Genomic DNA, 14852 nt, shown 5'->3' with positions numbered 1-14852 from the left:
AGCCCACAACGACGTACATTAAGTATTGATTAGGAGAGCCATCATGGAAGTTATCAGCTTTACAGACGCTAATAAAGACTTTAAAGCCGTTTTAGATACGGTGAACAATGATGCTGATGTGGTTGTCATAAATCGTAAAAATGATAATGATGCGGTTGTCATGTCATACAATCATTATAGTAGTTTGAAAGAGACGCTTTATTTATTGGGATCGCCTGCGAATGTAGCGCATTTAGCCAAGTTTATCGATCAGTATAGAGTTGGCAAAGTGAGTTTCGGAAAAGATTAACCGCTAACCAAAATAAAAAGGCTCAACCTTACCAGCAGCAACACCTGCTTGAGCAATCCATAATTGACGTACAAACTCGTAAGACAAACTAGGATTGTCTTGCATAATCTGCTGAGCTTTCGTCTAGCTTTTAACTCTATTCACAATTATCTCTACCTTTTACTACTTCATCTCCATTTGTTTTATCAATAATACAGACTCAAATCATAACTATTTAAAGGATCTTTTATAATGACTGAACCAAAATTCTCCCCACAAATTGCCGTCCGCGCCACCTATATGCGCGGCGGCACCTCAAAAGGTACTTTTTTTAAACTCTCTGATTTACCTAAGCGCTGCCAAGGACCAGGCCAAGCGCGCGATAATTTTTTATTACGCGTTATTGGCAGCCCCGATCCTTACGGTAAACAAATCGACGGTTTAGGTAATGGCAGTTCTAGCACCTCAAAGACGGTGATTTTGTCCAAAGCCAAGCAAGAAGACCACGATGTCAACTATCTGTTTGGGCAAGTCAATATCGCCAGGCCTATGATAGATTGGGCAGGTAACTGTGGTAATTTAACTGCAGCGGTTGGCGCTTGTGCGATAAATATGGGCTTAGTAGATGCTAGCAAAGTAGCGGATAGTGCTAACAGTGGCATCTGTGAGGTACGTATTTGGCAAGAGAATATTAGCAAGACGATTATCGCCCATGTACCAGTTTATCAAGATGATAACGGCAAAGTACAAGTACAAGAAACGGGTGACTTTGAATTAGACGGCGTCACCTTCCCTGCTGCTGAAGTGAAGATTGAGTTTATTGATCCGGTTGATTCCTCTAGTGATATGTTTCCGACTAACAATCTAGTTGATGACTTTGATGTCTCTGGTTGTGGTTTAGATAAAGATAGCGTCAAAGCGACCTTTATCAGCGCGGGCATTCCGACTATCTTTATGAAAAGCGATGACTTAGGGTTCACTGGTACAGAGTTGCAAGGTGATATCAATAGCGATAGCGAGATCTTAACCAAGTTAGAAAAAATCCGCGCGCGTGGCGGTGTCGCAATGGGACTGTTTAAAGATGAGAGCGAGGCACAAAGTAGCCAGCATATTCCCAAAATTGCTTGGGTCGCTCCTGCGCAAAGTTATACTGCGTCTAGTGGCAAAGAAGTTAACTCAAGCGATATTGATCTAGTCGTACGCGCGATGAGTATGGGTCAACTGCATCACGCCATGATGGGTACGGCAGCGGTAGCGATTGCCGCAGCAGCGACAACTCAAGGTACGCTCGTCAATGAAGCCGCTGGCGGTGGCGAGCTGTCCGAGGTGCGTTTTGGTCATCCCTCAGGAACGCTACTCGTTGGCGGCGCAACCGAGCAAGTCGATGGACGCTGGCAAGCCAAAAAGGTATCCATGAGCCGCTCAGCACGTCGTATCATGGTTGGTGAGGTGTTTGTGCCAGCGGATGCGTTTTAGTTTTAAAAAAGTTTAGTCGTAGAGGGTGTTCTGCGCGTCATTATTATAATGATCTGATAATAGAAAATCCTGTTTAAGGGGTTTTCCTTGCAAGTCTAATGAAGCATTGTTTCATTTTTAAAACTTTCAGGTGCGCAGAGCACACCCTACAAAATCTAAATAAATGCTATCTTAATAAACTTATGAATATAGATTTTTAAGCGCGATTACTTTACCCTACCTGCATGACAAACACTCCTAATCTTAGCAAATCCCCACTCGACAAAAAGCCGCCGGTCAAAAAGACTGAGCGGCGTGCTTTGTTGTGGGATATTCTCAAAAAGCTCGCTGTTTTTGCGGCGCCTTATAAAGTCTTGATTGTTGCGACACTGATTTTAACAGTGCTCGGCTCCTTTACCGCCCAGGTCAACGCCTTTGTGCTGCGTTATGCGGTCGACACCTTGACCGAGATTGCAACCTTAGCTGAGCCTTGGGAAGCGGGTTTGCGGATGCTGACTATCATTAGCGTCGTGCTGTTATCCAAAGAGATATTATCGATATTTATCTCCTTTGGTCAGCGCTTTTATGGTGAAAAAATTCGCATTAATCTATCGCGCGACTTATCACAAAAGATTATCGAGCGCATTCTCACCTACCGCATGGCGTTTTATACCAGTAGCGAGAACGACAGTGGCAAGCTGCAAACCCGTATTGATTATGGGGTTAGTAGCCTAACAAGCCTCGTGCAAAACTTCTTTATCGATATGCTACCGCTGTTTGCCAGTGCCTTAGTGTCTTTAATTATCATGTTTTCGACCAACTTTTGGATAGGCCTGGTCGGTCTGATTATTATTCCTATTTATTTCTTTATCAGTCAAAAACAAGCGCGGCGCTTGCAAGGATTTCGTCGGCAGATGCGCGGCTTTCGAGAAGCCAAAAGCGGCTTAGTTATCTCCCTAATCAACTCAATTAGCGTAGTCAAATCCTTTGTTCGTGAGCCTATTGAAGCACAAAAGCATCTTAAAATCCAAAAAGAGATGACCGATAATCAGCTGCGCATTCGTAGTATTGGCTTTATCTACGATGCTATTAAGACCTTTATCGAGCAGATCGGCGTGGTAGTCATTATTTTGCTTACTTCTTATTTTGTCTTACAAGGCGAGATGACCATCGGCATGGTTTTGTTTCATGTGCTGTTATTCCAAAATGTCGCCGCGCCTATTCGTCAATTGCACCGTATTTATGATCAGATTAATAACGCTTTGACTTATGCCGAAGGGTTTCTTGAGATATTAGAAGATGACAAGCAAGTAGAAAATATCACAGGTATGAGTACCAAAAACCTGCAAGGTCACATTGAGCTTAAAAACGTTGATTTTACTTATCCCAATGGTACGCAGGCGCTAAAAGATGTCAGCTTCACTATTAAGCCCAATCGCATTACCGCGCTCGTCGGTCTCTCTGGTGCTGGCAAGAGCACTATTATCAGTCTGCTGGTGAAGTTCTATGAGCCAGACTCAGGCACTATCCTATTAGATGGTCATGATCTAGCAGACTGTGACATACATGAACTGCGCCAACGTATAGGCTTGGTGCTACAAAGCAATCATATATTCTCAGGTACTATTAGCGAAAACATTCGCTACGGCAATATGAACGCCAGCATGGATGACATCATAGTCGCGGCTAAAAAAGCCTCTATTCATGAGCAGGTCATCACCCTCGCAGACGGTTATGACAGTACCGCAAAATCCTTATCAGGCGGTCAGCAGCAACGTATTGCGCTGGCAAGAATGTTCTTAAAAGATCCACCGATTGTATTTTTAGATGAGCCGACTGCAAGCTTAGATGCCATTGCCAGTCAGCAGGTCAAAAAAAGCTTGGATCTGATCAAAAAGGATCGCACTGTCATTATGGTCTCGCACAATATCGCGCAAATCATTGATGCTGATGATTTAGTGGTGATAGAGAACGGCCGAGTGGTTGAAACCGGTACGCACGAGGCGCTGTATGATAAAGGCGGTAAGTATTACGAGATATTTAGCGCGATGTCTGATAGCTTAAATTTAGATAAAATCAGCCAAACCATTAATGGCTAAGCGGACTTTATATCGGCTCTTTTTATATCAGCTCTCCTCTTTGATATGTCACTTGAGTCACAAAGAATACACTTGTGCGGTTGCTAATTGTATTGAGCGGAGTAAAATGCTTTTTATTCCCAAGCATACTACTATGTTTGGTTAAAGCGATGGCATGTATACTTACTCCTTAGTATAAACCGTAGCGCTTTTATATAACAAAGAGATATCAATGATTACATTTCAAATGCCAGAGTTTTCACTACCCACGTCGATGATGGGCTCAGCGCCTGCGTTGCAATTGCAACAAAAAACAGTGGCGATGTTTATGGCGATTCCACAAGTCATGGCCACTCGTATCTGGAATCTGGCGAGCATGCCTATGGACACAGATACGCAGCAAAAAGAGATTCAAACGATGATCTCTGAAAAAGAAAAAGCCTTTATAGAGTCTATTGGTGATATCAATTCACAAATTATCGCCTCACAGCTCGCTTTGGGCAAACAGTGGATGAATGATTGGCAGCGCCTGATGTCAGGTAACCACAATGCCTTTAGTAACTTTGGCAAACATATTGATTCTGAAACGATCAAAATCATGGACAAAGGTATTAGCCCTTATGCTAAGACCGTTCAAGCTAACAAAATGCGCTTAGTATATTAATAAAGTCTTATTATGGATAGTGAATTATCAATAAAGAGTTTTGATGAGCTGACCGGCGTTGATCTCTACCACATTCTAAAAGCCCGCTCGCAGGTTTTTGTGGTAGAGCAAAACTGCGCTTATCAAGATATGGACGAAGTCGATTTTGACTGCTTGCATCTGATCGCACACAAAGACGAGGCGCTCATCGGTTACTGCCGTATTATTCCGCCTGAATTCAATACTCTTAGCACCAATCTCTCTGTTATCACCTCATCCTCTCACGCTGCATTGAACACTATGCCTGCTATCGGCCGCGTGCTGGTACTGCCGCAATACCGCAGCTCTGGGCTGGCGCGTCAGATCATGACCGATGCCATTAGATACTGCCGCAAAAAATATGGCAAAAAGCCTATTATTATCTCTGCGCAAACCTACTTGCTACCCTTCTACGAGTCATTAGGTTTTATCCCTGAGGGCGAGCGTTATTTAGAGGACGGTATCGAACATATCAAAATGGTATTGCGAGTCCCGCAAAAGGTAAAAGTAAAAAAAGAATCCTCAGGCATTGTGGCCAATGTACTTACCTTTTTATTACTGATATTAGGTCTGCTGTTTATCGCAGGTCTTATCTATTTAATGACCTAAATCTTGTCCCTTAAAACTCATACCTACAAACATTCATAACATAATACCCTTTGGTGAGTCGCTAGCGACTGTGCTACTTTTGAGTCATGACTATTGTTAGTTTCTAACTAAAAAATAGCTCATTCCTATTCGACTCAAGGAAGAGGTACTGGTTATGTCTACTGTAGAGAGCAACGTTCGTCCAGAGTACGACGATGAAATTCAAAAAATCGCCGATTATGTCCTTAACTATTCTATCGATAACGACTCCCCAAATAGCGTTGAGGCTTGGCATACCGCGCGTCATTGCCTGATGGATACGCTTGGCTGCGGTCTGCTAGCACTGCGATTCCCTGAATGTACCAAACATTTGGGACCGAACAGCCCTGATCAAATCACCCCAAATGGCGCGCGCGTGCCCGGTACTGCTTACAGGCTAGATCCGATTAAGGCCGCTTTTGATATTGGCTGCATGGTGCGCTGGCTCGATTACAATGATACTTGGCTGGCGGCAGAATGGGGACACCCTTCTGATAATCTCGGTGGTATCTTGGCTGTCGCTGACTATATCAGTCAGTGCAATATCAGCCGAGGGCATGAACCACTCACCATGCGTCATGTGCTAGAGGCGATGATTATGGCGCATGAGATTCAAGGGGTGCTGGCTCTGGAGAACTCCTTTAACCGTGTCGGTCTCGATCATGTGTTTTTGGTTAAGCTGGCCTCAACTGCGGTCGTGGCAAAGCTGCATAACCTGCCGCGCGAGCGTATAATGGCTGCAATCTCACAGTCCTTGGTCGATGGTCAAGCGCTACGTACGTATCGTCATGCGCCCAACGCCGGTAGCCGCAAATCTTGGGCAGCAGGTGATGCCACTAGCCGCGCGGTACGCCTAGTCGATATTACCCTGCGCGGTGAGATGGGTATTCCTGGCGCTTTAACCGCGCCGCAATGGGGATTTTATGATGTGCTCTTTAGCCATACGAATAAAGACTTAGCACTTAAGCCTGAGGGTGAGCGTCAATTTAGGTTCCAGCGTGAGTTTGGCAGTTATGTTATGGAAAACATCTTGTTTAAACTCAGCTTCCCCGCCGAGTTTCATGCGCAGACGGCTTGTGAGGCGGCGGTAATTTTGCATCCGCGTATAGCAGATAGAATTGATGACATCGATAAAATCGTCCTAACCACCCATGAGTCAGCGATTCGAATTATCTCAAAAGAAGGCGCGCTATCCAACCCTGCGGATCGAGATCACTGTTTACAGTATATGGTTGCCGTTGCCCTATTAACAGGAGACCTGATGGCAGAGGACTACGAGGATGATTACCACGAACAGCATCATCTACTTATTGATCCGCTACGCCGCAAGATGGAGGTCGTAGAAGATCCGAGCTACTCAGCAGATTATCACGATCCGAGTAAGCGCTCTATTGCCAATGCCATTCAAGTATTTTTTAACGATGGTAGCAGTACGGATAAAGTGGCTATTGAATATCCTATCGGGCATAAACGCCGGCGCGAGGCAGGTATTCCTATACTGGAGGCGAAGTTCAGAGCCAATCTAGCCACGCGCTTCGTTGAGACGCGCTGTAATGAAATTATCGCCCTATGTGATGATCAAGCGCGCTTAGAGCAAACGCCTGTTAACGAGTTCATGGACTTGTTTGTGACTAATTAATTTTTGAATTAAAAGGGCGTGTCGTTGATTAAATAACGTCACGCCCTTTTTTTGTACTGATTTACTTTTCTAAGATTATATTTACCAAGGTATCGACGCCCCTGACCAATCCACAAAACTCCCCGATTGCGCCGCCGTCATACTAGATAGTACGTCCAGTAAGCATTCAGCGCTGTAGGCAGGCGAGAATAGATGACCTTCTGCGACATTACCCTGAAAAGGCGCTGATAATTGTGTGTTGACCGTACCTGGTTGCATAACCACGATACAGACGTCTTTTAATGAGCGGCTCCATTCAATACTCAAGTTTTTCATACCCATATTGAGCGCCGCTTTGCTCATGCGATAGCTATACCAGCCGCCAAGCTCGTTATCGCTAATGCTACCCACGCGCGCAGATATCGTTGCGTATATCGCAGGCCTATCATCACTACGCTCAGCTTTTGCTAATAAGGGCTTGATGTGTTTGGCAATGAGCAAACCTGCCAAGGCGTTAATTTGCATATTTTGTAAGAAGAAAGTCGTCTCCACTTGTCTCAAGGCTTTTTCTGGTTGCGAGGTATCTGTGTGCAGTAGCCCGACACAGTTAATGACCCAATCTAAATGAGTGCTGTGCTGCTTGATAGCGTCGGCCGCTTGCGCAATACTATCCTCGTCGCTGACATCCATTTGTAACCAATGTAGATTATCTGCTTCAAAGTCAGGAACGCTTCTATGGTAAGTGGCGAATATTTTAGTGCTGTTGTTGACTTCGCTGCTTTGTTCATTAGCGGTCGCTTGCATAAGGTGCTCAACCATCGCCTGACCAATACCGCCTGTACCGCCGATGATAAGATAGACTTTATTTTTCATAATAAATCCTTTATTACTTTTGTTTCTACTATTCACGTCTTTGTCTTACTCATTTATTTTGGCTGATTTTTATAACTTTTACTGTGACAAAACCGTGCATATTATGATTTTTATTAACAAGCTTTTAGAGTTGCAAAAACAGGCTATAGACTAGATAGCTTTGTTATTAGCGCGTTTTTGGTTATGATAAGCTTCTTTTATGCTTTAACCTCTCACCTTGATTTTTACATGGATATCAGAACATGCTATCACCCCAAGACCAATTGACTGAGCTGGTGCGTACGCTTGAGAGCCAGCAGCATGTGTTTGCGACCGATCCGCTCCTGATAACCGAAAAGTTGCAAAACGAGGATGGTACGCCTATCCAAAAATTGCATCGCCGTGCGACTCGTATCGACAGCAACGGTGCGCTAGCGCGAGTCTTAGGCAAGATTGATGGTCGCATCAAAGGCATCATGCTCATCATGAGTATCGTGTGGTGCCTATCAGGATTTTTGGGTTTATTTACCTTGCTACAGGCCAATGTCGTTAATTTCTTTTATGTTTTGGTCTGCTTACTTGGCTTTCATACCATTATGCTGGTGGGCTGGCTTGTGCTCACGCTGATGAATCAAGGTAAGCAAACGCCCAGTTGGTTTGCCAGTTTTGTGAGTCCCAACCGTCTAATACGTGGCAAAGACGATGTCACTCAAGCGGCGGTTAATCTTTATGAGCGTCAGCTAGAGCATAGTGGTATGCGCTGGTATTTGGGCAAGTTTAGCCATCAGTTATGGCTGGCGACGCTTACTGGCATGCTGCTTGCGATTATCTTTTTGCTGATAGTACGTCAATATAGCTTTAGTTGGGAGTCAACACTGCTCTCTGATCAAGCGCTTATTACCTTGACGCAAGTGCTCGGCTGGTTGCCTAGCATGGTGGGCTTTAGCGTACCTGATAATGAGGCGATTATTCAAAGCCGCTTGGTCACCGACGCCCTACCCTTGTCTATCGCACGTCAGTGGTCCGGCCTACTCATTGGTAGTTTGCTGATGTACGGTATTGTACCTCGGGCGATTGCTTGGGCATTTTGCGCGCTTATGTTCCGCCGCAAAAAGATGCGCTTAGATATCAAACTACCTTATTATCAAAAAATAATTAACTTTTGGCAGCGTAAGGTCGTTGATGCTGATGATTTTAAGCAAGCGCCTGCCCCTGTTGCACCAAAGGCACAGGTAAGTGCTGGCAAAAAACTAGTGGCGCTACTTGAGTATCCTTATGATGATGAGCGTTGGTGGCAGGCAGGTCTTAATACTGTCAATGATAAGGCCAATGACGAGATTGAGGATTTCGGTATTCTTGATGATCGCGATGATATGGCGCGGCTCATTGCTTATTTAGACATGCACCCTGTACAGGTGCTACTAGGTATTCATAGTCACGCGCTGCCTGATCGCGGAACGTTACGCAAGCTCGATAGCATCGCCAGTCATGCCAAACAAGGGCTTATCGTTCAGTTATTAGGCGGCACTACTGATGACATACAGAGCCAAGCGCGATTTGGGCAGTGGCAAACAGCGCTATCTGCTCGTGAAATTGGTCTGGTTAGCAGTGAATAGAGAGTAGGTATAAAAGTACGCCTGACATAAAATGACGCAAGCGGCTATATCCTCTACTGACTTTTTACCTTATTCATCTTATATTAGCCCATACTCCTTCTTATCAATTAATGACAGATAACGTAAATGCTAGACTTTGAGTTATCTAAACTGATTATGCGCTACAACTATTTACGCTACAATTATAAGCCCAGTAATAATAAGAACAACAACGATAAGAATTCATTATGAATAATGATCAATCTAACAACAAGCCTAATCAAAAGCCAAAAGGTAGAGGTCTGTTCGCTGACAAGGCTTATGATGCGCCTATAACTACCAGTGAAGCTATAGACAATAATGCTAATACCTCACTTAGCGACGCTGAACCATCACAACCTATATCGATTGATAAAGAGAATAGTAGTCAGACTGTTGATAACAAGCCTAATAATCGAAATAAGATCACAGTTGCCCGTGGCGAGTCCTTAAAATTAGCCGTTGTTGGGCATACGAATACGGGTAAGACCTCCATACTCCGTACCCTACTGCGTGATGTTTATTTTGGTGAAGTCAAAAATGAAGCGGCGACCACTCGTCATGTGGAGCGCGTGCAGCTGACGGACAGCCAGACAGGTGAAGTGCTGGTGACCTTGTATGACACGCCAGGATTAGAGGACGCTTCAGGACTTATGGACTGGCTTGAGGACAATACTGCCAGTCGCCGTGATGGCATCGAGCGCTTAGGGCAATTTTTGGCGGCAGATATTGCAACTGGAGACGCGACGGGTTTTGATGACTATAGTCAAGAGGCCAAAGTCATCAGGCAATTGCTGGCAAGTGATATGGCCATCTACGTCGTTGATGCGCGCGAGCCGGTATTGGGTAAATATAAAGATGAGCTGGCAATACTGTCATGGGCGGCAATACCCGTGATGCCTGTGTTTAACTTTACCGATAGTCAAGACGCTAATATCGATGACTGGCAAGTGATGCTGGCACGTCGTAATCTGCATATCTCAACCCGCTTTGATTCGGTAGCGTTTGAGTTCGACGATGAGATGCGCTTGTGGGGTAATCTTGCGACTATGCTGACTCATTCAGAAATGCTTGAGCAGTTAATGCAGCGCCGCACTGAGGACTGGGCAAGACTATATGATGAGGCAAATATTATCATTGCTGACTTTTTGTTGAATGTCGCCGCCTTTGTCCGTGAGATTAATGAGGACGATGATCCAATGCCTGTCCTCACGCAGATGAGGGAGGCGGTTCGTCAAAGCGAGCGCGCTATGCAAAATAGCTTACTCAATCTGTATAGGTTCTATGATAATGATATAGCCTCAACACCCCTTGAACTGCAGGCCTATCAGCAAGACCCCTTTGATCCAGACCTACTTAAAAGTTATGGGATCAGAACCACATCGGGCGCAGCGGCCGGCGCACTATTAGGATTAGGCATTGATGCTGCAGCCCTCGGTACGACGTTAGGACTTGGTGCTGCATTAGGCGCCATTGGTGGCGGTTTGCTCTCAAACACGAGTAGCATTGCCGATATGATCACAGGCGTTAAGCGTCTATATATTGACCCCGCTACCCTTACCTTGTTGGCAACGCGTGCCGTAGATCTACTTACAGCGCTGCGTCACCGCGGGCATGCAGCAACCGACGCCACTCAGCTGTTGTATCAAAATGAGTTGACGCCTGAGGATGAGTTGCAAAACCCTGATAATATAAAAGATCATAACGAAGAAGATAATGTAATCACCCTATGGCCACCTCATAAATTACCCAGCGAGCTCAAAAAAGCACGTAGCAAACCGCAATGGTCGTCGCTTGGCGGTGGTCAGTCAGAGCTTGCCAAAAGTCTGCGTCTGGATATGGCATGGTCGCTATCATCCAAATTACAGTCGGAAAAATCTTAAAACTAACACAGTTAGATATAACCTGTTTTAAAAACGCTTTTATCACATGGTAGCACTTTGTTATCAATAATATGTTAGCAACAACCTAACCGAGGATATTATATGGCACATTATTTTGGATTTGAACCTTCAGAAAAACTCAAACAATTAATTGAAGAGGCAGCACAAGCAGAAGCATCGGATGAGCATGTCGAGTATTATAAATACCGCGATGCTCTCACCCATCAAACTGCTCGGGACTTGATTGACAATCTACTTGTAGGCTTAGTTGAGATTATTCCCAATCCTGAGCGCCAAGCAGCTATGCGCAAGACTGTCGGTACGATAGAAAAAGCCGCCGATACTCTGCTTAATATTTTGCTTAATAAAGAGAACAACGAAGATGTGATGCCAAGCTTTCACTTTTTACGAGATCAAGCGACATTTATAGATAATGAAGGCGTTAGTCGCGTAGGCTACAAATTGTCCGAGAGCGCCGCGCAAACTATCACCGAAGGCTTTGCGTCCGTGACCCCTGAGCAGGTTGATACTGTCAAATTTAAGACGGCACTTGAGACTATGAATGATGAGACGCTCACACATTTTATCACTCATTATGCTGAAACACTGAAACTGGGCATGTTTAAACGCAAATCTGTCCCCGTAACCAAAGCGGTAATCGACAAGGGCATGAACATGGCGCTGACTAAATTATTACCTGATCTGCCTGATAGCTCTATGAACCGTCTGGCTGAATACTATCGCCCCTTTATCGTAGAAAAGGCGGAGTGATATTAATTTTGATCAATACTTGATGCTATCAGTCACTTGGTGTTGGTCAGATTCACTAAAACTTGCTAAAATAGGCGGCACTTTTATCGAAGGCGCAATCCATGACCCAAATCAGTAATCAAGAAATCGAAAAGACTCTACGCAATTCAGAATGTCTCATTAGTAGTATCGAAGTAGCTGCGGCTTATGAGCGTCTTGCCGCTCAACTGAACCTCCACTATGCTGGTCTTAATCCAATCGTTATGGTTGTTATGAATGGCGGCCTTATCCCAGCAGGTCAATTGCTTACTCACCTCACCTTCTATCATCGTATGCACTATGTTCATGCGACGCGTTATCGTGATAACCAAGGTACTAATGATTTAGATTGGAAGTTTAAGCCTGATGTTAGTATCGAGGGTGAGCATGTTTTATTGATTGATGATATTTTTGATGAGGGTATTACGCTAAAGGCAATCGTAGAAGAATTAGGCAAAGAAAATCCCGCCTCTATCGATTCGTGCGTATTACTAAACAAACAACATGATCGCAAAGTTGCAAATTTTGAAGTGGATTTTGTTGGTATTGAAGTTGCTGATCGTTATGTTTATGGTTGCGGTATGGATTTTCATGGGTATTTGCGCCATTTGCCAGGTATCTACGCTATTAAAGAAGATAAGCTGTAAATTCAAATTAATTGAAAAAGCATCCTTAAAGGGATGCTTTTTTTTGCGTATCATTTTAGTTTTTTGTAGCTACTCATTTGCCTGACCCATCGCTTTGAACTGTAGACTGAGCCCTGTCTGGCGAATAGTTGGTGTTGCTAGTGCCCGCGTGAATGCTGTCTCAGTGCTGAATACCGAGACCTGTTTTTTGGCACGTGTTACAGCTGTATAAATAAGCTCTTGGCTCAGCAATCTAGCATTACTATCATCAAAACAGATAGCAACATGCTCAAACTCAGACCCCTGAGACTTATGTATGGTCATAGCGTAACTTGTGGCAACCATATCATCACCGAGCATATTGACTGAAATACCTTGGTTTTTGTTCTCAAAAAATACTTGTAAGCGCCCTTGATCAGTCTGCATACAAATACCAATGTCACCGTTAAACAGCCCTAGCTCATAGTTATTTTGCAAGACCATGATAGGTCTGCCGTGATACCAAGGCGACTTGGATAGAGGTAGTTTTAGCTGCTGACGATGCTGCTCACTCATGTATTGATTAATAGCATGATCACCACAGCGCCCATGATGCCCAGCAGTAAGTACTCTAAACTGATTTAAAGTATTCATTAACTTATTAAAGCTATCAATATGTTCAGATATTGGCATAGATTTAGCTTTTTTTACCTTTGCTAAATTATTATAAGTTTGGTTTACATAATCTTTATAAAAACTATTGAGATTCTTATAGAGTTTTAATTTGCTTAGGCTATTTGTTATTTGTACTTTGTCAATGCCTACGCTATCATATTGATTTGCCCGCGGCTGGGTTAAGTGATAAAAACCCAAACTCTCATTCTCATGCATGAGCTGCCATACTGTGTTCATGTTGGACTTTGCATACGTATCTTTATCATTGATTAGCCTCGCTAGTTTACCAATACCAGAGTCCGCAGTGAATCGGCGACTACTCTCTAAGCGCTGACTTACTCGCTGTAATGCTGGTATGCGGCACAAATCTGCCAGCACCGCCCCTGCGTCTACCGCCGCTAGCTGATTGGCATCGCCGAGCAGTATCAATCTAGCACTGGGCTTTACTGCACTGACTAGATAATTGGCCAACTCTACGCCTAGCATCGATGCTTCATCGACGATAATAATATCTTCGCTCAATGGATTGTCTGTATGATAGCGAGGCTGTCCGCCCTGCCCTATACCGAGCAGTCTATGAATGGTCTTGGCCTCTGGCAATTGAATGTTGACTCCAGCGCTTTCAATGGCATCTTGTAGCGACTCTTGCATACGCTGCGCCGCTTTGCCCGTCGGTGCTGCTAAAGCCAAGTTTATACCCGTGTGCGGCTGGTCTACTACTCCATTTTGTGCTTGCTGCAAAGCTATGACCAATTGCGCTACGGTATAGGTCTTGCCAGTACCAGGACCGCCAGTGATAATGCTAAACGCCGATCGGTTAGCCATATAGATGGCTTCTTGCTGCTCAGGGTTAAGTTGTGAGTTTGCTGCAATAGGTAATGCCTGCACCGTTTGATTCTTAATACGCAGAATATGATATGCAAGATTATATTCTGCTTGCCAAGTTCGATGCAACCAGAGGGTAAGCGTTGCACCACTACTCTTTTGAAGACTACTTTCTTCAAAGGTTGTTTCAAAAATAATTGGTGATGCTTCGTTTTCTTTTTTATTATTTGTTATTAGCTTCTTTTGTGACAATTTATGAATTAGTTTGCTTAGGCTATTTTCTTTATCGTCATTATTTAAAGATTGAATATAGTTATATAACTTAGTTGCCGCGTCAAAGCGCTGCGCAAGGTGTTGTTGCTCAAATTGCGATAAAGTGGATTGAAGCATCACGGTTTTCCATAGCGTGTGCTTATTGTCTATAAGTGTCTGTATATCAATATTTTGCGCAAGAATACTGGTCGCATAGTCTAATAACGTCTGGAACAAGGGCTGTATAAGCTGCCACTGCCAGGTACGATCTAAATGACCTGTGCTCGACAGCGTAACAACCGTATGCCCCTCCTCCAAACGCTGTACGAGCAGCTCAAGGAGAGATTTAAATAGCCAATCGTCATCAGCTAGAGCCACGTCTTCATTCTCTGCGTTGTTTACGTGTAGTTGACTCTGATAGGCTTGGTACGTCTGCTGTCGCCGCGTAAGTAAATACTGGCTGACGCTAGTTGCCCAATTGCTATCTGTATCAGCGTTACTCGTAGTCGTATCCTCTATGTTTGAGGTAATACTACCAAGCTCATGACTGGTCTGCATCGTATTAAGAGTAGTATCGACGTCTTTACTGTTATTCATTATTGATTCGCT

Annotated in this window: 12 protein-coding genes; 10 read left to right on the top strand and 2 right to left on the bottom strand. The window is 44.2% G+C overall.

The window, feature by feature from the left end; all coding sequences use genetic code 11:
• The first annotated feature begins 43 nt into the window (after positions 1 to 43).
• The 6 genes from ACR64J_RS06125 to ACR64J_RS06100 all read left to right on the top strand — a co-directional run bounded on the left by ACR64J_RS06125 (position 44) and on the right by ACR64J_RS06100 (position 6749).
• Positions 44 to 289, top strand: a complete 246-nt coding sequence (locus ACR64J_RS06125) for a type II toxin-antitoxin system Phd/YefM family antitoxin (protein WP_435950979.1) — start codon at positions 44 to 46, stop codon at positions 287 to 289.
• 231 nt (positions 290 to 520) lie between these two features.
• A complete protein-coding gene (gene prpF / locus ACR64J_RS06120; protein WP_435950978.1) occupies positions 521 to 1744 on the top strand; it encodes a 2-methylaconitate cis-trans isomerase PrpF in 1224 nt (407 codons plus the stop codon).
• A gap of 224 nt (positions 1745 to 1968) precedes the next feature.
• Positions 1969 to 3822: an ABC transporter ATP-binding protein gene (locus ACR64J_RS06115; RefSeq protein WP_435950977.1), complete on the top strand. Its 1854-nt coding sequence runs from the start codon at positions 1969 to 1971 to the stop codon at positions 3820 to 3822.
• 211 nt (positions 3823 to 4033) lie between these two features.
• On the top strand, positions 4034 to 4465 hold the full coding sequence (locus ACR64J_RS06110; protein ID WP_435950976.1) for a hypothetical protein: 432 nt from the start codon (positions 4034 to 4036) through the stop codon (positions 4463 to 4465).
• A gap of 12 nt (positions 4466 to 4477) precedes the next feature.
• Positions 4478 to 5092 (top strand): GNAT family N-acetyltransferase, encoded by a 615-nt coding sequence (locus ACR64J_RS06105; protein ID WP_435950975.1) that lies wholly within the window; start codon positions 4478 to 4480, stop codon positions 5090 to 5092.
• Positions 5093 to 5246: 154 nt separating this feature from the next.
• Positions 5247 to 6749 (top strand): bifunctional 2-methylcitrate dehydratase/aconitate hydratase, encoded by a 1503-nt coding sequence (locus tag ACR64J_RS06100; RefSeq protein WP_435950974.1) that lies wholly within the window; start codon positions 5247 to 5249, stop codon positions 6747 to 6749.
• Positions 6750 to 6830: 81 nt separating this feature from the next.
• On the opposite strand, the gene ACR64J_RS06095 is transcribed toward ACR64J_RS06100, so the two are convergent.
• Positions 6831 to 7601 carry an SDR family oxidoreductase gene (locus ACR64J_RS06095; RefSeq protein ID WP_435950973.1) on the bottom strand — a complete coding sequence of 257 codons (771 nt, stop codon included), beginning with the start codon at positions 7599 to 7601 and terminating at the stop codon, positions 6831 to 6833.
• Between the two features lie 242 nt (positions 7602 to 7843).
• Here ACR64J_RS06095 and ACR64J_RS06090 point away from each other — a divergent pair, with 242 nt between their 5' ends.
• The 4 genes from ACR64J_RS06090 (at position 7844) to ACR64J_RS06075 (ending at position 12533) form a co-directional block, all read left to right on the top strand.
• Entirely contained in the window at positions 7844 to 9196 is a 1353-nt protein-coding gene (locus ACR64J_RS06090; RefSeq protein WP_435950972.1) for a DUF2868 domain-containing protein, read from the top strand.
• Positions 9197 to 9423: 227 nt separating this feature from the next.
• Positions 9424 to 11097, top strand: a complete 1674-nt coding sequence (locus tag ACR64J_RS06085) for a DUF3482 domain-containing protein (protein ID WP_435950971.1) — start codon at positions 9424 to 9426, stop codon at positions 11095 to 11097.
• A 102-nt stretch (positions 11098 to 11199) separates the two neighbouring features.
• The gene (locus tag ACR64J_RS06080; protein WP_435950970.1) at positions 11200 to 11868 is read left to right on the top strand and encodes a hypothetical protein; all 669 of its coding nucleotides are present in this window, start codon (positions 11200 to 11202) and stop codon (positions 11866 to 11868) included.
• Between the two features lie 101 nt (positions 11869 to 11969).
• On the top strand, positions 11970 to 12533 hold the full coding sequence (locus ACR64J_RS06075; RefSeq protein ID WP_317199412.1) for a hypoxanthine-guanine phosphoribosyltransferase: 564 nt from the start codon (positions 11970 to 11972) through the stop codon (positions 12531 to 12533).
• 69 nt (positions 12534 to 12602) lie between these two features.
• On the opposite strand, the gene recD is transcribed toward ACR64J_RS06075, so the two are convergent.
• Positions 12603 to 14840: an exodeoxyribonuclease V subunit alpha gene (gene recD / locus ACR64J_RS06070; RefSeq protein WP_435950969.1), complete on the bottom strand. Its 2238-nt coding sequence runs from the start codon at positions 14838 to 14840 to the stop codon at positions 12603 to 12605.
• Between the last annotated feature and the right edge of the window lie 12 nt (positions 14841 to 14852).

Source organism: Psychrobacter sp. DM8 (assembly GCF_051307025.1).
Classification (GTDB): Bacteria; Pseudomonadota; Gammaproteobacteria; order Pseudomonadales; family Moraxellaceae; genus Psychrobacter.
This window is presented reverse-complemented; position numbering and strand designations above follow the sequence as displayed.

Coding starts and splice junctions, on each gene's coding strand:
- ACR64J_RS06125 (WP_435950979.1), top strand. CDS start 44: ATGGAAGTTATCAGCTTTACAGACGCTAATAAAGACTTTAAAGCCGTT.
- prpF (WP_435950978.1), top strand. CDS start 521: ATGACTGAACCAAAATTCTCCCCACAAATTGCCGTCCGCGCCACCTAT.
- ACR64J_RS06115 (WP_435950977.1), top strand. CDS start 1,969: ATGACAAACACTCCTAATCTTAGCAAATCCCCACTCGACAAAAAGCCG.
- ACR64J_RS06110 (WP_435950976.1), top strand. CDS start 4,034: ATGATTACATTTCAAATGCCAGAGTTTTCACTACCCACGTCGATGATG.
- ACR64J_RS06105 (WP_435950975.1), top strand. CDS start 4,478: ATGGATAGTGAATTATCAATAAAGAGTTTTGATGAGCTGACCGGCGTT.
- ACR64J_RS06100 (WP_435950974.1), top strand. CDS start 5,247: ATGTCTACTGTAGAGAGCAACGTTCGTCCAGAGTACGACGATGAAATT.
- ACR64J_RS06095 (WP_435950973.1), bottom strand. CDS start 7,601: ATGAAAAATAAAGTCTATCTTATCATCGGCGGTACAGGCGGTATTGGT.
- ACR64J_RS06090 (WP_435950972.1), top strand. CDS start 7,844: ATGCTATCACCCCAAGACCAATTGACTGAGCTGGTGCGTACGCTTGAG.
- ACR64J_RS06085 (WP_435950971.1), top strand. CDS start 9,424: ATGAATAATGATCAATCTAACAACAAGCCTAATCAAAAGCCAAAAGGT.
- ACR64J_RS06080 (WP_435950970.1), top strand. CDS start 11,200: ATGGCACATTATTTTGGATTTGAACCTTCAGAAAAACTCAAACAATTA.
- ACR64J_RS06075 (WP_317199412.1), top strand. CDS start 11,970: ATGACCCAAATCAGTAATCAAGAAATCGAAAAGACTCTACGCAATTCA.
- recD (WP_435950969.1), bottom strand. CDS start 14,840: ATGAATAACAGTAAAGACGTCGATACTACTCTTAATACGATGCAGACC.